Genomic DNA, 19,209 nt, shown 5'->3' with positions numbered 1-19,209 from the left:
ATCGGGGATCTCTGTGAATAGGATCACCGCTGGGCGGCGGCATCCCCTCGCGAGATACGCCGTCCTGCTCCTGGCCCTGGGCCTGATCGGCGGGGTCTACACCGTCGCGCTCGCGGTCTCCCCCAGCCGGCAGGCCGACGCCGCCATCGCGTCCGGCAGGGCCGACGACGTGGCGGAGGGCAAGAAACTCTTCGAGCAGAGCTGCTCCAGCTGCCACGGCCTCAACGCCGAGGGCACCGCCCAGGGCCCGACCCTGATCGGCGTCGGCGCGGCCTCCGTGGACTTCCAGGTCGGCAGCGGCCGCATGCCCCTGGCCAACCCCAGCGCGCAGGCACCGCGCAAGCCTCCGGCGCCCTGGGTCAACGAGGACACCGTCCGGCAGCTCGGCGCCTACATCCAGTCGCTCGGCGGCGGCCCGACCGTCCCGTCCGCCGAGCAGGTCGACGCCTCCAAGGGCGACAAGTCCAAGGGCGGGGAGCTCTTCCGCGCCAACTGCATCCAGTGCCACAACTTCGTCGGCTCCGGCGGCGCCCTCACCCAGGGCAAGTACGCACCGCCGCTCCACGAGGCCACCGACAGGCAGATCTACGAGGCGATGATCACCGGCCCGCAGGCGATGCCGGTGTTCAACGACAGCATGATCACCCCCGAGCAGAAGCGGGACATGATCGCCTACATCGTGGGCGTGCGCGAGGAGCCCAACCCGGGCGGCGCCGGTCTCGGCCGCATCGGCCCGGTCACGGAGGGTCTGGTGGCCTGGGTCGTCGGGCTCAGCCTCCTCTCCCTGGCCGCCATCTGGATCACCGCGAAGAGGCGACAGGCCAAATGACTGACAACAATCACGACATCGAACAGCCGGAGGAGCGCGCGCCGAAGCGCGTGATCGGCACCCCCTCCCCGGCGGCGAGCACCTCGCTCCTGGGCCGCGAGGAGCCGAGGAAGACGGACGTCGTCCAGGTCCCCGGAGTGGTCCCGCAGGACGAGGCGACCGCGAGGAAGGGCGAGCGGTACGCCGCCCTCTGCTTCCTCGTCGCCTTCCTGGGCGGCATCGGCTTCGTGGTGTCCTACGTCGTCTTCCAGGTCGGCGACATCGAGAAGACGCAGATCTCCAACCTCGCGCTGGGCGGCACGCTCACGCTGGCCCTGCTCGGGCTGGCCGCGGGCCTGACGACCTGGGTCCGCCTGGTCATGCCGAAGTACAACCTGGTCCAGGAGCGCCACCCGATGGCCTCCGACCCGGAGACCAGGTCCTACGTGGCCGAGACCTTCCTGCAGGGGGCGAACGAGAGCGGCATCGCCAAGCGCCCGCTGCTGCGCCGCACCCTGCTGGCCGCCGCCGCCCCGCTCGGCCTGGCCCCGCTGGTCCTGCTGCGCGACCTCGGCCCGAGCCACACGAACTTCCCGGCCAAGCTCCGGCACACCGTCTGGGGAGAGAAGACCAAGGACGGCAAGCCCCTCAAGCTCATCGTCGAGGGAAGCGGCTCGCCGATCAGGGCCGCCGACTTCAACTCCCCCGGCGGCATCCTCTCCGTGGTGCCCGAGGGCTACGAGCACGACCTGAACGCGCTGGCCAAGGCCACGCTGATCCTGATCAAGTTCCGTCCCGAGGAGCTCAAATCCGGGACTAACCTGAACTGGACGCACGACGGGATCGTGGCGTACTCCAAGATCTGCACGCACGTCGGCTGCCCTGCGGCCCTGTACGAGCAGACCACCCACCACATCCTGTGCCCGTGTCACCAGTCGACCTTCGACGCCGCCGACGGCGCCAAGGTCATCTTCGGCCCGGCGGCCAGGCCCCTGCCTCAGCTGCCGATCGCCGTCGACAATGAGGGATATCTCGTCGCAACGGCGGATTTCGCGGTCCCTGTCGGTCCCAGCTTCTGGGAGCGCGGCGACGCCGAGGCCGAGGTCCGTGAGAACGGAGCCCAACAGTAATGAGCATCGAGACCGTTCCCAAGCCCGTCGAGGGTGCGAGCGCCTTCGTCGACGACCGCATCGGCGCGGGAAACTTCCTCCGGCGCAACCTGCGGAAGATCTTCCCCGACCACTGGTCGTTCCTGCTGGGTGAGATCGCCCTCTACTCGTTCATCATCCTGCTGCTGACCGGCACGTTCCTGACGTTCTTCTTCAAGCCCAGCATGGGCCACGTCGAGTACACCGGCTCGTACGGCCCGCTGCAGGGCGTCATGATGTCCGAGGCGTACGCCTCGTCGCTGAGCATCAGCTTCGACGTGCGCGGCGGCCTGCTGATGCGGCAGATGCACCACTGGGCGGCCCTGCTGTTCATCGGCGGCATGATGGTGCACGCGCTGCGGGTGTTCTTCACCGGCGCCTACCGCAAGCCGCGCGAGCTCAACTGGCTGATCGGCGTCCTGCTGCTCACGCTGGCGCTGGCCGAGGGCCTGACCGGTTACTCCCTCCCCGACGACCTGCTCTCCGGCGCCGGTCTGCGGATCACCGAGGGCGTGGCGATCTCGCTGCCGCTGGTGGGCACCTGGATCACTTTCTTCCTCTTCGGCGGCGAGTATCCGGGCGAGGACGTCATCTCGCGCTTCTACTCGCTGCACATCCTGCTCATCCCGGGCATCCTGCTCGCGCTCATCTCGGCTCACATGATCCTGATGTGGGTCCAGAAGCACACGCAGATGCCGGGCAAGGGCCGCACCAACGAGAACGTGGTGGGCGCGCCGTTCTACCCGGCCTTCATGATCAAGGCCGGCGCCTACTTCATGTTCACGTTCGGCGTGATCGCGCTGCTGGGCACCTTCGCCCAGATCAACCCGATCTGGCTGTTCGGTCCCTACACCCCGGCCGACATCTCGGCGGGCTCGCAGCCCGACTTCTACATGGGCTTCCTCGAAGGCTCGCTGCGCCTGATGCCCGCCTGGGAGCTCAACCTCTTCGGCGGCGCGGGGGGCACGCTCGCGATGAGCGTGCTGATCCCGGCCCTGGTGCCGATGGGCATCGTCATGACGGGCCTGGCGCTGTATCCGTTCATCGAGCAGTGGGTCACCGGGGACCGCCGCGAGCACCACGTCGCCGAGCGTCCCCGCAACAACCCGCACCGCACCTCGATCGGCATGGCGGCGGTCACGTTCTACGGTGTCCTGTGGCTGCTGGGCGCCAACGACGAGATCTCCGCGTTCTTCCACATCTCGCTGAACTGGACGACCTACGCGGGCCGGTTCCTGATCATCGCCGGTCCCGTGCTGGCGTACATCATCACCTACCGGACCTGCCTGGGCCTGCAGCGCAGCGACGCGGCGATCATCAGCCACGGCGTGGAGTCCGGCGTGATCAAGCGGCTGCCGCACGGCGAGTACATCGAGGTCCACGTCCCGCCGCACGAGGCCATCGAGGCCCACATGCGGGGCAAGGAGGCGATCCCGATCGTCTCCGGCGGCGGCGCGGGCCCGAAGAGCCGCGACGACATCCCCTCCAAGGGGATGCGCGGCCCGCTCGGCAAGCTCCGCGCCAGGATGAGCGCGGCGTACGGCGGCGAGAAGATCCCGCTCGACGACGGCCACGGTCACGCCCACGGCGACGACCACGCCGCCATCGGCACGGGTCACGACGAGCACGAGGAGCACGCGGCGGTCGGCAAGGCCGGAGACGACAAGTCCCTGACCCGCTGACCCGCCACGGCTGACGCCACCGGAGGGCCCGGACACCGCAAGGTGTCCGGGCCCTCCGCTTTGCGCGTCACCGGACGGTGACTGCGCACATCACCGACTCATAACCGACGGCGCGCCTGAACTGCCGTGATGCCTCCAGGAAGCCTTCAAAAGGCCTCTGCGGGCCTTTCGTGCGCCGGAGCCACCGAGGGCTCACCCCGCACCCCAGGCGCCTCCAGGGGCCGTCAGGCGCCCCCGGCCGGCCCCGGTCAGACGTCGTCGGTGTTGAAGTGCTTGAGGCTGCTCCACTTGAGCCACTGCCGCCAGCTCTCCTGCCAGTGGCCCCACCCGTTCATGGGCTCCAGGGGGCGGGGCGAGCCGGTGATGATGATCGGGTCCCCGATCAGGGTGTTGTCGAGGAACCACTTGGCGTTGCTCGGGCTGACGTTGACGCAGCCGTGGCTGACGTTGGAGTTGCCCTGGGAGCCGACCGACCACGGCGCGCTGTGGATGTACTCGCCGCTGTTGGAGATGCGGACGGTGTCGTAGACGGTCAGCTGGTAGTAGCCGGCCGAGCCGGGACCGATGCCCGGGGAGGTCATGACGGTGACGTCCTCCCGCGACATGGCCAGGTGCACCCCGCTGGTCGTGTGGTACTTCCAGTTGCCGCCCTGCCCGGCGCTCATGGGCATCTCGCGGACGACCTTGCCGTTGCGCTTCACCGTGAGGTGGTGCGACTGGACGCTGCCCCGGGTGATCTGCGAACGGCCGATCTTGAAGTTGACGCTCTTGCTCGCCGCTCCGTACAGGCCCTCGCCGCCGCGCACCCCCGCCAGGCGGGCCTCGACCCGGACCTTCGTACCGGCGGGCCAGAATTTCTTCGGGCGGAAATGCACGTTCCGGGCGTCGAACCAGTGCCACGCCCCCAGGACCGGCCTGGAGGTGCGGACGAACAGGTTGCGCTCGATGGAGACCCGGTCGGTGACGTCGCGGTCGAAGGTGATCATCACCGGCATGCCGACGCCGACGGTCAGGCCGGTCGAGTCCCTGCCCGGCATGAAGTTCTCGATCGCGAAGGTCTCGCGCCCCTTCACCGTGGAGAAGGAGGAGGTCGTGGTCGTGACGGCGCCCGAGGGGTTGACGGCCGTCGCGGAGACCTCGTAGGAGGCCCCTGGGGCGGCCATGCCCCGGCTGCGCCACTGGGTACCGTCGGCGCTGAGAACGCCCGGCAGGGAGCCCTTGGCGCCCTTCACGGCCCTGACGACGACCTGCCGCAGGGTGCCGCCCTGCGCCGCGACCAGGATGGGGGTGTCCGTGGGCACACCCCTGGCTTTGTCGAGAGGGGCCACGGTGACGACCGCCGCGGCGGCGGCCGGCGAGTTCTGTGACGCCTGCGGCGTCTGCCCGCCCTGTACGGCGGTGTTTCCCGAGCAGGAGGCCGTCACCAGCGCGAGAGTCAGCAGCCCCGCTCCCTGGCTCGAACCACGGATCGCGTGCCCCACATGAACTCCCCTGTCCCGGACTGAACCACTGATTTAGTTATTACCCGGAGTAAGCGGTTCACCACATAAGACATCCACCCTGAGCCCCAAATAAACGCCAAAAAGCGGGCCACGGAAGTTTTCCCGTGACCCGCTCAGATGGTCATAAAACGCGAGATCAGCCCGCTCGGGCGGCGATGAGACGCGAGGTCGGCCCGCCCAGGGGGCGGTGAGACGCGGCGGTCAGTGCGAGAAGTTGCCCCGGTAGTACTCGAAAACGAAGCCGATCATGCTCATCACGATCGCGAACACGCCGATCAGGAAGAGCCACCAGCCGATGACCAGGCCGACCGCGCTGAGCGCGACGGCGAGGCAGACGAAGAGCGGCCACCAGCTGTGCGGGCTGAAGAAGCCGAGCTCCCCGGCGCCCTGGCTGATCTCGCCCTGCTTGTCGTCCTCCGGCTGCTCGCCGATGCGGCGGGCCGTGTACATGAGGTAGTAACCGATCATGAACGCGAAGCCCACCGAGATGGCCATCGCCGTCGTGCCGACCGGCTCCTTGGACCAGTACCAGTAGACGACGTCCACGGCGGCGAAGAAGACGCCGCAGAGGATGAACAACCAGCCCTGGACCTTCATCGGTTCTCCTCCAGCTCACGGGCCGGGATGTGCGGGTGCTTGAGGTCGAACGCCGGGCGCTCGGACCGGATGCGGGGCAGCGAGGTGAAGTTGTGCCTCGGCGGCGGGCAGGACGTCGCCCATTCGAGCGAGTTGCCGTAGCCCCACGGGTCGTCCACGGTGACCTTCGGCGCGGTCTTGTGGGTCTTCCACACGTTGTAGAGGAACGGCAGCGTGGAGGCGCCCAGCAGGAACGCGCCGACCGAGGAGACCATGTTGAGGTCGGTGAAGCCGTCGATCGGGCTGTAGTCGGCGTAGCGGCGCGGGAAGCCCTGCGCGCCGAGCCAGTGCTGGACGAGGAACGTGGTGTGGAAACCGACGAACAGCGTCCAGAAGTGGATCTTGCCCATCGTGTCGTTCAGCATCTTGCCGGTGAACTTGGGCCACCAGAAGTAGAAGCCCGCGAACATCGCGAAGACCACGGTGCCGAAGACCACGTAGTGGAAGTGCGCGACCACGAAGTAGGAGTCGGAGACCTGGAAGTCGAGCGGCGGGGAGGCCAGGATGACGCCGGTCAGGCCGCCGAACAGGAACGTCACCAGGAAGCCGATCGAGAACAGCATCGGCGACTCGAACGACAGGTGGCCGCGCCACATCGTGCCGATCCAGTTGAAGAACTTCACCCCGGTGGGCACCGCGATGAGGAACGTCATGAAGGAGAAGAACGGCAGCAGCACCTGTCCCGTGGGGAACATGTGGTGCGCCCACACGGTGATCGACAGACCCGCGATGGCGATCGTCGCGCCGACCAGGCCGATGTAGCCGAACAGCGGCTTGCGGCTGAAGACCGGCAGCACCTCGGTCACGATGCCGAAGAACGGCAGCGCGATGATGTAGACCTCCGGATGGCCGAAGAACCAGAACAGGTGCTGCCAGAGCAGCGCGCCCCCGGTCTGGGAGTCGAAGATGTGCGTGCCGAGCTTGCGGTCGGCCTCCAGCGCCAGCAGCGCGGCGGCCAGCACCGGGAACGCCATCAGCACCAGGATCGAGGTGAGCAGGACGTTCCAGGTGAACATCGGCAGGCGGAACATGGTCATGCCGGGCGCGCGCATGCAGACGATCGTGGTGATGAAGTTCACCGAGCCGAGGATCGTGCCCAGACCGCTGATGGTCAGGCCGACGATCCACAGGTCGCCGCCGATCCCCGGGGAGCTGATCGCGTTCGACAGCGGGGTGTAGGCGAACCAGCCGAAGCTGGCCGCGCCGCCCGGGGTGATGAAGCCCGACAGGGCGATGAGGCTGCCGAAGGTGAAGAGCCAGTAGCTGACCATGTTCAGCCGCGGGAAGGCGACGTCGGGGGCGCCGATCTGCAGCGGCATGAGCTCGTTGGCGAAGCCCGCGAACAGCGGGGTCGCGAACATCAGCAGCATGATCGTGCCGTGCATGGTGAACAGCTGGTTGAACTGCTCGTTGCTGACGAACTGCAGGGCCGGCTGCGCCAGCTCCGCCCTCATGATCAGCGCCATGACGCCGCCGATCAGGAAGAAGACGAACGAGGTGATCAGGTAGAGATGTCCGATGATCTTGTGATCGGTGGACGACGCCCACTTCGTGATGATCGAGCCCTTGCGGGTCGGCACCGGGGAGAGGACGAGGGGTTCGTTAAGTGCGGTCACTGGGCACCCGCCTGGCTAGCGATGTACTGGTCGAACTCGTTCTGAGGCACGAGTTTCACCGAGAAGAGCATCCTGCTGTGGTCGACGCCGCAGAGTTCCGCGCAGCGGCCGGCGTAGACGCCGGGCTTGTCCAGCGTCTGGACCTCGAACTTGTTGTTCACGCCCGGGATCACGTCGCGCTTGAAGTGGAACGCCGGGACCCAGAAGGAGTGGATGACGTCCGGCGAGTGGAGATCGAACTCGATCTTCTTGCCGACCGGCAGCACCAGCTGCGGGCCCTTGGTGTAGTCGGCGGCGGGCCGGCCCACGACCTGGACGGACTTGCCGCCGGTCTCCGAGGTGAAGCGCCAGCTCCACTGGAAGCCCTCGACCTTGACCTTCACGTCGGGCGTGCCGGACATCGCGTTGATGTAGTTCTGGTCCCGCGCGGTGAAGAAGAAGAACACGCCGACCATGATGATCGGCACCACCGTGTAGAGGATCTCGATCGGGAGGTTGTACCGCACCTGGGGCGGCAGCTCCTCCTTGGAGTTCTTCTTCTTACGGTGGAAGGCGACGGACCAGAGGATCAGACCCCACACGACCACACCGGTGGCGAGGGCGGCGATCCAGGAGCCGTTCCACAGATTCTGAACGGCGTCGGACTGCTTGGTGACGCCCTCGGGCAGGCCCCCTCGGGACCAGTCTTCGGCACTGCACGCCGTCAGGGAAACCAGCAGCAGCGCCAGAGCGGCAGCGCGTGGCACCCGGCGGCGGGCCAACGGACGCCGTGCAGAACGGCGGGTCGGACTCACGGATCGCCTACCCCACAGATGAAGCCCAGGAGTCTCTCCTGGGCGGTCGTTTGTTCACGTTCAAGATTTCGTAGTCAACAGCTTCACGCTGGGGGACACATTAGCGCGGACCCCCCTCGCCCTCCCCCGCAGCCCCCGCCCGCACCGCGCGTGGTGCGACGATTGGGAGCGTGGCGTACTTCGACGCGGCCTCCACGGAGCCGCTGCACCCCCAGGCGCGCGAGGCTCTGATCGCGGCCCTCGACGTCGGCTGGGCCGACCCCGCGAGACTGTACGGCTCCGCCCGCCGGGCAAGGATGTTACTGGAACAGGCGAGAACCGAGGTGGCCGAGGCCCTGGGCGTACGGGCCGACGAGGTCTCGTTCACCTCCTCCGGCACCCAGGCGGTGCACCTGGGCGTGCTCGGCACCCTGCGCGGCCGCCACCGGGCCGGCCGCCGCCTGGTCACCTCGGCCGTGGAGCACTCCTGCGTGCTGCACGCGGCGGGCATCCACGAGCGCGACGGTGGCTCGGTCGAGACGGTCGGCGTCGGGATCACCGGCGCGGTCGATCCGGCGGTCTTCGGCGAGGCGGTCCGCGCCGAGGGCACCGCCCTGGCCTGCCTGCAGAGCGCCAACCACGAGGTCGGCACGCTCCAGCCGGTCGCCGAGGTGGCGGCGGCGTGCGCCGAGGCGGGGGTGCCGCTGCTGGTGGACGCGGCCCAGACGGCGGGCAGGATGCCGCTGCCCCCCGGCTGGTCGGTGCTGGCCGCCAGCGCGCACAAGTGGGGCGGGCCTGCGGGGGTCGGCGTGCTGGTGGTCCGCAAGGGCACCCGGTGGCGCACCCCGCTGCCCGAGGACGACCGCGAGCGCCGCAGGGTCCCCGGGTTCGAGAACGTGCCGGAGATCGTCGCGGCGGCCGCCGCGCTGCGCGCCACGGTGGCCGAGTCGGTCATGGAGTCGGCCAGGCTCTCCGCGCTCGTGGACCGTGTCAGGACCGAGGTGCCCCGGCTCGTCCCGGACGTCGAGGTGATCGGCGACCCGATCGTACGGGCGCCGCACATTGTCACCTTTTCGTGTCTTTACGTGGAAGGCGAGGCGCTGCTGACGGAACTCGACAAGGCCGGGTTCTCGGTATCGTCCGGCAGCTCCTGTACGGCGAGTACGCTTCGTCCGTCGCATGTTCTGGAGGCGATGGGCGTCCTCACCCACGGGAACGTCCGCGTTTCGCTCCCCCGGGGCACCTCTGCGACGGATGTGGACCGTTTCCTCACCTTCCTGCCGGACGCGGTACGAAGAATCCGCGAGGAGGCGGGGGTCAAACTTTGATCAACACTCGGGGAGTGAAGACGCGATGACGTCCGGCCAGGCGACTCCGGCGGGAGCGGCACAGCCTCCCGCCCTGACCATCGACGCGCTGGGCAAGAAGTGCCCGATCCCGATCATCATGCTGGCGGCGCAGATCAACGACGTGCCGCGCAACGGGATCGTCGCGGTCCTCGCCGACGACCCGGCCGCCGTCACCGACATCCCCGCCTGGTGCCGGTTGAAGTCGCACCACCACGTGGGCAGCCACGAGCTCCCCGAGCGGGGCTGGGCCATCCACGTACGCCGCAATTACTGACATGTCCCGAAATTGGGTATGACCTCCCCCGAAAACACGCCAAACGGTTCGGGGGGACGTCATGAGCGGTGAGACGGCCAGAGATCTGATGAACGCCGGGGTCCGGTGCGTCGAGGCACACGAGACACTCGACCGGGCGTCGCAGATGATGCGGGACATGAACGTGGGCGCGCTGCCCATCTGCGGCAGCGACGACCGGCTGAAGGGGATCATCACCGACCGCGACATCGTGGTCAAGTGCGTGGCACACGGCCTGGACCCCTCCAAGATGACCGCGGGAGACCTCGCGACCGGCCTGGTCTGGGTGGCCTCGGACGCGAGCGTCGAGGACGCGCTGGCCAAGATGGAGCAGAACCAGATCCGGCGGCTGCCGGTGATCGAGGACGGCCGCATCGTCGGCATGATCAGCGAGGCCGACCTGGCCAGGAAGCTGCCCGACGACAAGCTGGCCGAGTTCGTGCAGCGCGTCTACGCGAGCGGCTGACACCCGGCCCGCGCGAGCACCCGCGCGGTGGGGGCACCGGGGGCACCGGCCGGACCACCGCCGGGCGACGGCCCGGCGGTGGTCCTGCACCGGTCAGGTATCGGCTCGGCAGTGGTACGGCGGTGGTCGCGGTCCCCGGTTGGGGCACGGTCTCCCGGAGAGCCGCCAGGACCCGGCGACCCGGAAGAGATGCCTCCAAGCCGTGAGTGACGGCCCAGGAGGGTCGCCTCGGCCGTCACGGTTCAGAAGTGACGGCCCAGGCATGGCCGCTCAAATGTGACGGCTGAGGCGTGGCGGCCCGAGCATGGTCGCTCAGGCGTGACGGCTGAGGCGTGACGGCCCAGGCATGGTCGCTCAGGCGTGACGGCTCAGGCGTGGTGGCACTTCACGAAGGGGGCCACCTCGGCGGCGGCGTCGGCGCCGTAGGCGTCGGCGAGGCGCTCCAGGAAGACCTTCTGGCCGAGCTCGTACTCCTGGCCGCCGACACGCTCCAGGACGTGGGTGGCGGTGAGGTTGCCGACCTGGCCGCAGCGCTCCAGGGACAGGCCCCAGGCCAGGGCGGACAGGAAGCCGGAGCGGAAGGCGTCGCCCACGCCGGTGGGGTCGGCCTTGCCGAGCTCGGGCGCCGGGGGGACGTGCAGGGACGGCTCGCCCTTGCGGTCGATGACGACGCCCTTGGGACCGAGCGTGGTGACGCGGACGCCGACCCGGTCGAGGATCTCCTCGTCGGTCCAGCCGGTCTTCTGCTCGATCATGCCCTTCTCGTAGTCGTTGCCGAACAGGTAGGCGGCGCCGTCGACCAGCTCGCGGATCTGCTCCCCGGGCATGCGGGCGAGCTGCTGGGAGGGGTCGGCCGCGAACGGGATGGCGCGCTGGCGCGCCTCGGCGGTGTGCCTGAGCATCGCCTCGGGGTCGTTGGGGCTGATCAGCACCAGGTCGAGGCCGCCGACCCGCCGGGCGACCGGGTCGAGCTCGATGAGGCGGGCCTCGGCCATCGCGCCGGTGTAGAACGACGCGATCTGGTTGTGGTCGTCGTCGGTCGTACACAGGAAGCGGGCGGTGTGGTGCGTCTCGGAGACGTGGATGGAGTCGCAGTCGACACCGTGGCGCTCCAGCCAGGAGCGGTAGTCGGCGAAGTCGGCGCCGACCGCGCCGACCAGCAGGGGCCGAAGCCCCAGGCAGCCCATTCCGAACGCGATGTTGGCCGCGCAGCCGCCGCGGCGGACCTGCAGGTCGTCCACGAGGAACGACAGGGAAACCCGGTCGAGCTGACCGGCGATGAGCTGGTCGCTGAAGCGGCCGGGGAAGGTCATCAGTTGATCGGTCGCGATTGAGCCGGTGACGGCGATGCGCACGGGGTTCTTCTCCTCGTTGTCTGCATCTTCGGAACGTGGGCGGTTGAGCCGCACGGGAAGCTGAGCCACGCAAGAATACGCGACCTTCCTCGCGTCCCGCTCGTGCACCAATGGCTACCCCGATCGGGCACGCGAAAGCCCCGCGGGGTGACCGATGTCACCCCGCGGGGCCGGGCGCTCATCGCCGGTTCGTCTCGCCGGGCGGGATCCGCCCGGCGAGACCCGCCTGGAACTCGCCTAGTTGAACGAGTCGCCGCAGGCGCACGAGCCGGTGGCGTTGGGGTTGTCGATCGTGAAGCCCTGCTTCTCGATCGTGTCGACGAAGTCGACGGTGGCGCCCACGAGGTAGGGGGCGCTCATCCGGTCGGTGACCACGCTCACGCCGTCGAAGTCGGAGACGACGTCGCCGTCCATCGAACGGTCGTCGAAGAAGAGCTGGTAACGCAGACCGGAACAGCCGCCGGGCTGCACGGCCACGCGCAGCTGGAGACCTTCCTCGCCCTGCTGCTCCAGCAGGCTCTTGACCTTCGCCGCGGCCGCGGAACTGAGGATCAGGCCCTGCGCCGTGGTCTCGCTGCTCTCAACCGACATGTTGGTGACTCCCGCGTCTTCGTCAGCCGCTCCCCGGGAACGGCCGTCTGTTTATGACGTCCTTCTCAGACGCTACCAACACCCGCCTCCCTGTACACATTCCTGAGACGACAGACACCTCCGTCCTCGGACAAAACCCCCTCCCCCGGAATAAAGCCCCAATCCTGTGTGTCATCATTAGTCGTCACTTCGACGATAAGGGGGTGTGGCCATGACGACCACCGAGACCGGGCTTCCGCTCTTCGTCCTCGGCAGAGGTGTCGACCCGCACAGCGAGCGCGGCGTCGACTGTCCCGGCGAGCTGCCGTCCGCTTCGGACCCGGCGCTCGTGGAGCGCGCCCGGAGGGCCAAGGCGGCGCTCGGCGACCGGGTCTTCGTGCTGGGCCACCACTACCAGCGCGACGAGGTCATCCAGTTCGCCGACGTGACCGGCGACTCGTTCAAGCTGGCGAAGGAGGCCGCGGCCCGCCCCGGCGCCGAGTACATCGTCTTCTGCGGCGTGCACTTCATGGCCGAGTCCGCCGACATCCTCACGTCGAGCTCCCAGAAGGTCGTGCTGCCCGACCTCGCGGCCGGGTGCTCGATGGCCGACATGGCCACCTTCGACCAGGTCGAGGAGTGCTGGGAGGCCCTGGAGGACGCGGGGATCGCCGGGGTCACCGTGCCCGTCACCTACATGAACTCCAGCGCCGACATCAAGGCGTTCTGCGGGCGCAACGGCGGTGCCGTGTGCACCTCCTCCAACGCCAGGCGCGCCCTGGAGTGGGCCTTCTCGCGCGGCGAGAAGGTGCTCTTCCTGCCCGACCAGCACCTGGGCCGCAACACCGCGGTGCTGGAGATGGGCCTGTCGCTGGACGACTGCGTCGTCTACAACCCGCACCGGCCGAACGGCGGCCTCACCGTCGAGCAGCTCGAGAACGCCAAGGTGATCCTCTGGAAGGGCCACTGCTCGGTGCACGGCCGTTTCAGCCCCGAGTGCGTGGACGACGTCCGCGCCCGCATCCCCGGCGTCAACGTGCTGGTCCACCCCGAGTGCAGGCACGAGGTCGTCACCAAGGCCGACCACGTCGGTTCGACCGAGTACATCATCAAGAAGCTGGAGGAGGCTCCTGCCGGGTCCTCGTGGGCGGTGGGCACCGAACTGAACCTGGTCAAGCGGCTCGGCGCCATGTTCCCCGACAAGAACGTGACGTTCCTGGACCGGACGGTCTGCTACTGCTCGACGATGAACCGGATCGACCTGCCGCACCTGGTGTGGGCGCTGGAGTCGCTCGCCGCCGGTCAGCTCGTCAACCAGATCACCGTGGACGACGACACCGCCCACTGGGCCGGGGTCGCCCTGGACCGGATGCTGGCCCTGCCCTGACCTTCCCGGGTCTTCCCAGGCCTTCCGGGCCTTCCCGGCTTTTCCGGCCTTCCCGGCCTTCATGGCCTCGGAGCGGGGTCCCGGCCCGGTCCCGGGGCGGGGCCGCGACCCGGGCGAGGTCCAGCGGTCCCCCGGCCCGCCTCCCGGCCGGGCCCGGCGTCCCACGGCTCCCCTGATGTTCTTTTGTTCTCTCTGGTCTCCCTGGCCTCAGCGTGGACGGGCCCCGGCGGGTGGTGACCCGCCGGGGCCCGTCGCGTGCCGGGGACCTGTCGCGTACCCGGGGTCGGGGGAGCACCGCGTGCGCGGGGCCTATTCGAGCTCGTAGACCACCCTGACGCTGACCGACACGTTCCGGCGGCCGGGGCTGATCGAGGCCCTGTCGACGGCCGCGGCGAAGCCGAGGACCGGCGTCGGCGGGGTGACGTTCTGCTCGTTTATCTCCATGACGCGGCCGAGCCCGCGGCCCGCGAGCCTGGCGTACTGCGTGGCGCGGCTCTGGGCGTCCCTGAAGGCGATGTCGCGCGCCAGCCTGAGCGGCGCGCGGTTGTCGGACACCTCGAAGGAGATGCCGTTCAGCCTGACCGCCTCGCCGACGGCGGCCGCGGCCTCCACCACGTCGTCCGCGTCGTCGATGTCGCGCACGATGGCCTCGACGCCCTGCGTGGCCCGGTAGCCGGAGATCGTGGGGTATTCCTTGTACTCGGGGCCGAGGGTCAACTCGTCGGTCCGCAGATCCCTCGCCGCGATCCCGGCCGCGAGCAGCGCCCGCGTCAGGGCGGCGGCGGCGGTACGGGCGGCGGTGAACGCCGCCCCCGCGGTGGGCCGGCGCACCTCGACGCCGGTGTCCAGCCGCATGATGTCGGGGGTGGTGGACACCGTGCCCTCGCCCACGATCGTGATCTGCGGGCGGCTCCCCTCCGCTGTCACCACGGAGGGCTCGGAGTCCGCGAGCGCGGTGCCGCCGGACAGACCGGCGAAGAACAGTCCCGTGGAGACGAGCACGGCCGAGGCGACCGCCTGAGACATCTTGATCATAAAGTCATGGCACCACGGGACGCCGGTCGCGGCGGCGAGCTCCGCGCGGGCCCTGTCGTGTCTTGGCCGAATCCCGGACGGGTATTTTGCCGCCCGCCGGGTTGGATTCCGGCCGGGTCACGACAGGTCGGCACGAGCCGGCCCGGAGCGGGCGGACACGGCCCTGAGCGAGCGGGGACGGCCCGAAATCCCGGCAACGCTCCGGGATCCTGGCAATTCCTGGCAATTCCTGGCAATGCTCCGGATTCCGGCAGCGGTCCGGATCCCGGCATCCGGACGTGATCCGGATGCGGGTGGGCGGACGTGGTTCAGGTCTGGGCGGGCGGGCGCGTCCTGGCCGGGTGGGCATGGTTCAGATCTGGATGGGCGGACGTGTCCGGGCCGGGCGAGTGTGGTTCAGATCCAGGTGGGCGGACGTGGTTCAGGCCGGGCGGGCGTGTCCGGGCCGGGCGGGCGTGGTTCAGATGCGGGTGAGACCCCGCCACCAGCCCAGCAGCCCGCCGTCGCCCTCGACGGCGTAGTCGTCGGGGCTGCGCCGCCCCCACACGACCTGGAGCAGGTCGGCCGACGTGGCGGCGAGCACGGTGACGGTGCCCGGTTGCAGGGACCGCCGGTGGTGGAAGCGGTCGGGGTCGAGGGTGATCACCCACCCGGCCCCGGTGTCGGCCTGCAGGGAGATCGTCTCGCCCCCGCCCCTGATGTCGGCCACGTCCGGGTTCCACCTCACGTACGGCAGGACGTCGAGGAACTCCTCGACCCCGTCGGCGGCCACGTGCTCGTCGATCACGACGGGGACGCCCAGCGCGAGCTCGGCGTCCACCCGGTGCACCAGGGTCTCGTGGAGCATCCGCCTCGACCAGAACCGCACCCGCTTGTCCCCGGCCCAGGCCCACATCTGCGCCTCCGGATTCTGCGACAGCAGCGCCTCGGGCAGGAAGGTCGCGCCCTCGCCGAGCCAGGCGGCGTAGCCGTCCGGGTCGGCGGGCAGGCCCATGGCCATGCCGTCGCGGTCGTGACGCCGCTCGGCCAGGTCGCGCACCATGGCGGCCACCCATCGGTGCACGCCCCCGGTGTGGGTGACGAGCTTCGCCAGATCCCAGCCGGGACAGGTCCGTACGGAAACGGACATGTCACGTCCCTTTAGGACGTCGGCCATCCGGGCGATCTCCGTGGCGGCGGCCGCGGTGTGCTCGGCGTGGGTCCACTCCCTCATGTCAGCCCTCTCGCGTGAAGCGCATGAACTGCTTCTCGTACTCCTTGGCGTCGGTGCTGGTGGCCAGCAACCGCTGCACCTTCCCCTTGAAGTCGAACACCACCGCCTCGTAGCCGGAGCCCCTGCGCCGCCAGCCCGCGATGTGCTCGTCGTCGTACCAGCCGATGAGCCGCTCCGTCTCGAACGGGATCCGGACCTTCGCCGGGGCGTCGGAGCCGGTGGACCAGACGCAGATCTCCTTCTTGCTCTCCTTGCAGTACGTCAGCAGGGACGAGCCGGACGGGGAGATGTCGTCGCCCTCGACCGTGATCGGGGTGCCCACGTCCAGCAGGGTCTGCAGCACGGTGCCCTGCGTGTCGTAGAAGCGGATGCGCTGGGTCTTGCCGGTGAGCGCCCAGGTGCCGACGGCCCTGCCGTCGCCCCGCCAGAAATAGCTCCACTTGCCCGCGTCCTTCTCCTTCACGCGGACGACCTTCGCCTTCTTCGTGGCGACGTCGATGATCGCGAAACCGTACTCCTTGCTGATGTCGCCGACCGCCTCGTAGAGGGTGACCAGGCCGCGCGTGCCGTCCGGGGACCACTGCGGCAGCGTCGGGTAGATCGGCGCCTTGGTGATCCTGATCCTACTCGCCGCGCCGGATCGATGATCGATGATCGACACAATCGCGTAGCTCTGCGCGTCGTACATCCGGTCGGTGCCCAGCGCCTTGGTGCCGTCGGCGTTGACCGTGTACTGGAAGTACTTGCCGTTCTTGACGAACCGCCCGCCGCCCTGCTCGCGGACGTAGAGGGTCTTGTCCCAGTCGAGACTGTAGGAGCTCAGTTTGATCGGGTCCCGGTCGCTCTCGTGGAGCGTGAGCGAGCTGCCGGGCAGCTTGATCGTGTTGTCGGCCTCCGGCACCGTCGGCGCGGTGGGGGTGGGGGTGCTCGCGGCCCTCGTGGTGTCCGCCCGGGTGGTCTCCGGCGTGTCGGTGCCGGCGCTACTCAGCGCCCACACGACGCCACCGACCACGAGGACGGTGACCAGCACCCCTCCCACGATCGCCGGCCACGCCCGGCGCTCGCTCCGGGCGGGTGGCGCCTGTCCCGGATACGCCGGTGGCGCCGGGTTCCGGTACTGGGCGCCCTCGGAGGAGGGGTAGGTCGCGGGGCCGCCGTAGGGCTGGGTCCCGGGCTGCCCCGGATATCCCGGCTGCGGGTGCCCGGGGCCCTGCTGCCCGGGGCCCTGCTGGGGGTAGCCGCCCGCGTAGCCGTCGGGGCCGGGGTATCCGCCGGAGAGGGGCCGCGTGGGCGATCCCTGCTGCGGGGAGCCGTGGGGCCCGGCCTGCTGGGCGTGACCGCGCGGGTCCTGCCACTGGGCGTGCTCGGGGTTCTGGGCGTGGCCGCGCGGATCCGACTGCTGAAGGTGCGGGGCGTGACCACGGGGGTTCGACTGCTGCGGATGCTGGGCGTAGCCGGAAGGACCGCCCTGCGCCGGGTATCCCCCGCCGGGCCCGCCCTGCTGGGCGAACGGCTGCGGCCCGGAATGCTGCCGCTGGTCCCACTGGCCCTGCCGGCCGTGGTCGTCGCCGCCCGGACGCCGCTGCCCGTACACGGTGTGCCCGGGGTCGTTCCCGCCGGGGCCGGTCTGCTGCGCCGCGGCGGCCGAGCCCTCGGCGAGGATGCCGCGCGGCGCGGTGGGCGACGCGGCACCGGTCGCGCCCCCCGGTCCGCCCGTGCCACCCGGGCCACCGGCGTGGCCGAGCAGCCGCAGCAGCGCCTCGCCCGCCGCGGGCCGCTGGGCGGCGTCCTTGGACAGGCACTGCCCGACCAGGTCGCGCAGCGCCGGATCGGCGATCGCCCCCAGGTCCGGCTCCATGTTCATGATCCGGTTGAAGATCGCCGGAAGGCTGTCCGTGCCGAACGGCGGCTGCCCGGTCGCCGCGAAGACCATCGTGCAGCCCCACGCGAACATGTCGGCGGGCGACCCCGCGTTCTCCCCGGCCAGCTGCTCGGGGGTCATGTACGAGGGGGTGCCGATCGCCATCGCGGTCAGCGTGGAGGTCCGGTCGAGCGCCTTGGCGATGCCGAAGTCGATCACCCGGGGGCCGTCGGAGGCCAGCAGCACGTTGGAAGGCTTGAAGTCGCGGTGCACGATCCCCGCCTGGTGGATCGCGACGAGCGCGGTGACCGTGCCGATCGCCAGGCGGTGCAGGGCCGCCCCCTCGCGCGGGCCCTCGCCGGTCACGACCGCGTCGAGCGTCGGGCCGTCGATGTACTCGCTGACGATGTACGGGCGATGCTGGTCGACCCCGGTGTCGATCACCGCGGCGGTGCAGAAGGGCGCGACGCGCTGGGTCGTGCTGACCTCGCGGACGAAGCGTTCCATCGCCTCCTCGTCCTGCGTGAGGTCCGCGCGGAGCAACTTGACCGCGACGCGTGCCCCCGTCGGGGAAACGCCCAGGTAGACCGTTCCCTGGCCTCCCTCGCCGAGCCTGGCGGTGAGCCGGTACTCCCGCACGTGCTCGGGATCCCCGGGCCGCAGGGACGCGAGGTCCGCCATGGTCACACCCTTCTCCTGTGATGATTTTCCGGTCCCATTGTGGGGGCAAAGGGTCACAGGACGTACATCAAACCTCAAGCCGGACGGCCACGATGGCGCGTTCCAGAGGACCCGCGAATCGCGCGGAAAGGCCGTGTGGGAAGGGCTTCGCGGGAGATCCCTCAGAGGCCGGGCGCGCCCCAGAGGGGGAACCAGCGGCCGAGGTCCGGCTCGATCTCCAGCTCGCCGCCGATCGCGCCGCGCACCTGCAACTCCAGCGCGTTGTCCCTGCGCTGCGCCTGCCCTCCCCCGCGTCCGGCGGGCAGCGGGGCGAACGGGTAGAAGGTGCCCTGTTTGTAGAGGTAGACCAGGGCGAGCCCGCGACCGTCGGGGGCGGCGAAGGAGACCAGCGAGCAGAGCAGGGAGGGGCCGAAACCCGCCGCCTCCAGGGAGGAGTTGACCGCGTGCAGGTCCGTCACGAGGTCACCGAGCAGGTCGGGGGTACGGCGCACCAGCAGCCACGTGTAGCCGAAGGAGTCCTTCGACACCTCCACCGGGGGACCGCCTCCGGCGTCCAGCAGCTGGGTGACGTCGCGTTCCAGCTCGGCGAACGCCCCGCCCTCGGCCGAGCGGAAGCAGACCGCCCCCACCCCCGTCGGCGCCAGGTCGGTGGCGGCCTGCAGGGTCACCGCGGCCGAGGGCAGCGCGAACAGCGCGTCCAGGTCGGCCTTGGCCGGTTCGCCGCGCCCCATCAGCGCGTCCCACCAGCGCATCGGATCACTCCCCCCTCGATCCCCTTCGCCCGCTCCCCGTTCGGCCCCTCAGGCCCCCTCGCGGCCCGGCGCCCCCGTTCGCG

General features: G+C 69.8%; 17 protein-coding genes. 7 read left to right on the top strand and 10 right to left on the bottom strand.

Annotation, left to right across the window (positions count from 1 at the left end; genetic code table 11):
• Positions 1 to 13: 13 nt before the first annotated feature.
• Genes qcrC through qcrB form a run of 3 tightly spaced genes read left to right on the top strand, consistent with a single transcriptional unit; the run spans position 14 to position 3,638 of the window.
• On the top strand, positions 14 to 829 hold the full coding sequence (gene qcrC, locus ABT053_RS21170; RefSeq protein ID WP_350970800.1) for a cytochrome bc1 complex diheme cytochrome c subunit: 816 nt from the start codon (positions 14 to 16) through the stop codon (positions 827 to 829).
• Complete coding sequence (qcrA, locus tag ABT053_RS21165) at positions 826 to 1,938, top strand: cytochrome bc1 complex Rieske iron-sulfur subunit (RefSeq protein WP_350970799.1); 1,113 nt, start codon at positions 826 to 828, stop codon at positions 1,936 to 1,938. The genes qcrC and qcrA overlap by 4 nt, the downstream gene beginning before the upstream one ends.
• A complete protein-coding gene (gene qcrB / locus ABT053_RS21160) occupies positions 1,938 to 3,638 on the top strand; it encodes a cytochrome bc1 complex cytochrome b subunit (RefSeq protein ID WP_350970798.1) in 1,701 nt (566 codons plus the stop codon). The genes qcrA and qcrB overlap by 1 nt, the downstream gene beginning before the upstream one ends.
• Positions 3,639 to 3,886: 248 nt before the next feature.
• Here qcrB and ABT053_RS21155 read toward each other — a convergent pair whose 3' ends face one another.
• The 4 genes from ABT053_RS21155 to ctaC form a co-directional block, all read right to left on the bottom strand.
• A complete protein-coding gene (locus tag ABT053_RS21155; protein WP_350970797.1) occupies positions 3,887 to 5,119 on the bottom strand; it encodes a L,D-transpeptidase in 1,233 nt (410 codons plus the stop codon).
• A 222-nt stretch (positions 5,120 to 5,341) separates the two neighbouring features.
• On the bottom strand, positions 5,342 to 5,737 hold the full coding sequence (locus ABT053_RS21150; protein ID WP_350970796.1) for a cytochrome c oxidase subunit 4: 396 nt from the start codon (positions 5,735 to 5,737) through the stop codon (positions 5,342 to 5,344).
• Positions 5,734 to 7,392 carry an aa3-type cytochrome oxidase subunit I gene (ctaD, locus tag ABT053_RS21145; RefSeq protein ID WP_350970795.1) on the bottom strand — a complete coding sequence of 553 codons (1,659 nt, stop codon included), beginning with the start codon at positions 7,390 to 7,392 and terminating at the stop codon, positions 5,734 to 5,736. Before ctaD ends, ABT053_RS21150 begins: the two co-directional genes overlap by 4 nt.
• On the bottom strand, positions 7,389 to 8,138 hold the full coding sequence (gene ctaC, locus ABT053_RS21140) for an aa3-type cytochrome oxidase subunit II (protein WP_350970794.1): 750 nt from the start codon (positions 8,136 to 8,138) through the stop codon (positions 7,389 to 7,391). The genes ctaD and ctaC overlap by 4 nt, the downstream gene beginning before the upstream one ends.
• Positions 8,139 to 8,356: 218 nt before the next feature.
• Here ctaC and ABT053_RS21135 point away from each other — a divergent pair, with 218 nt between their 5' ends.
• The 3 genes from ABT053_RS21135 (at position 8,357) to ABT053_RS21125 (ending at position 10,272) form a co-directional block, all read left to right on the top strand.
• A complete protein-coding gene (locus ABT053_RS21135) occupies positions 8,357 to 9,493 on the top strand; it encodes a cysteine desulfurase family protein (protein WP_350970793.1) in 1,137 nt (378 codons plus the stop codon).
• Positions 9,494 to 9,518: 25 nt separating this feature from the next.
• On the top strand, positions 9,519 to 9,788 hold the full coding sequence (locus ABT053_RS21130) for a sulfurtransferase TusA family protein (RefSeq protein WP_350970792.1): 270 nt from the start codon (positions 9,519 to 9,521) through the stop codon (positions 9,786 to 9,788).
• 61 nt (positions 9,789 to 9,849) lie between these two features.
• On the top strand, positions 9,850 to 10,272 hold the full coding sequence (locus ABT053_RS21125; protein ID WP_350970791.1) for a CBS domain-containing protein: 423 nt from the start codon (positions 9,850 to 9,852) through the stop codon (positions 10,270 to 10,272).
• A 368-nt stretch (positions 10,273 to 10,640) separates the two neighbouring features.
• On the opposite strand, the gene ABT053_RS21120 is transcribed toward ABT053_RS21125, so the two are convergent.
• Both ABT053_RS21120 and ABT053_RS21115 read right to left on the bottom strand, forming a co-directional pair.
• Positions 10,641 to 11,627 carry a carbohydrate kinase family protein gene (locus ABT053_RS21120; protein ID WP_350970790.1) on the bottom strand — a complete coding sequence of 329 codons (987 nt, stop codon included), beginning with the start codon at positions 11,625 to 11,627 and terminating at the stop codon, positions 10,641 to 10,643.
• Between the two features lie 237 nt (positions 11,628 to 11,864).
• Positions 11,865 to 12,218: a HesB/IscA family protein gene (locus tag ABT053_RS21115; protein ID WP_030910261.1), complete on the bottom strand. Its 354-nt coding sequence runs from the start codon at positions 12,216 to 12,218 to the stop codon at positions 11,865 to 11,867.
• Positions 12,219 to 12,429: 211 nt separating this feature from the next.
• Here ABT053_RS21115 and nadA point away from each other — a divergent pair, with 211 nt between their 5' ends.
• A complete protein-coding gene (gene nadA / locus ABT053_RS21110) occupies positions 12,430 to 13,584 on the top strand; it encodes a quinolinate synthase NadA (RefSeq protein WP_350970789.1) in 1,155 nt (384 codons plus the stop codon).
• 309 nt (positions 13,585 to 13,893) lie between these two features.
• Here nadA and ABT053_RS21105 read toward each other — a convergent pair whose 3' ends face one another.
• The 4 genes from ABT053_RS21105 to pspAB form a co-directional block, all read right to left on the bottom strand.
• Positions 13,894 to 14,619 (bottom strand): SIMPL domain-containing protein, encoded by a 726-nt coding sequence (locus tag ABT053_RS21105; RefSeq protein ID WP_350970788.1) that lies wholly within the window; start codon positions 14,617 to 14,619, stop codon positions 13,894 to 13,896.
• A 460-nt stretch (positions 14,620 to 15,079) separates the two neighbouring features.
• Entirely contained in the window at positions 15,080 to 15,832 is a 753-nt protein-coding gene (locus ABT053_RS21100) for a maleylpyruvate isomerase family mycothiol-dependent enzyme (RefSeq protein ID WP_350970787.1), read from the bottom strand.
• A gap of 1 nt (position 15,833) precedes the next feature.
• Positions 15,834 to 18,374, bottom strand: a complete 2,541-nt coding sequence (locus ABT053_RS21095; protein WP_350970845.1) for a serine/threonine protein kinase — start codon at positions 18,372 to 18,374, stop codon at positions 15,834 to 15,836.
• Positions 18,375 to 18,535: 161 nt separating this feature from the next.
• Positions 18,536 to 19,126, bottom strand: a complete 591-nt coding sequence (gene pspAB / locus ABT053_RS21090; RefSeq protein ID WP_350970786.1) for a PspA-associated protein PspAB — start codon at positions 19,124 to 19,126, stop codon at positions 18,536 to 18,538.
• Positions 19,127 to 19,209 lie beyond the last annotated feature (83 nt).

This window comes from Streptosporangium sp. NPDC002524, from assembly GCF_040295985.1.
In the GTDB taxonomy this organism is placed as follows: domain Bacteria; phylum Actinomycetota; class Actinomycetes; order Streptosporangiales; family Streptosporangiaceae; genus Streptosporangium.
This window is presented reverse-complemented; position numbering and strand designations above follow the sequence as displayed.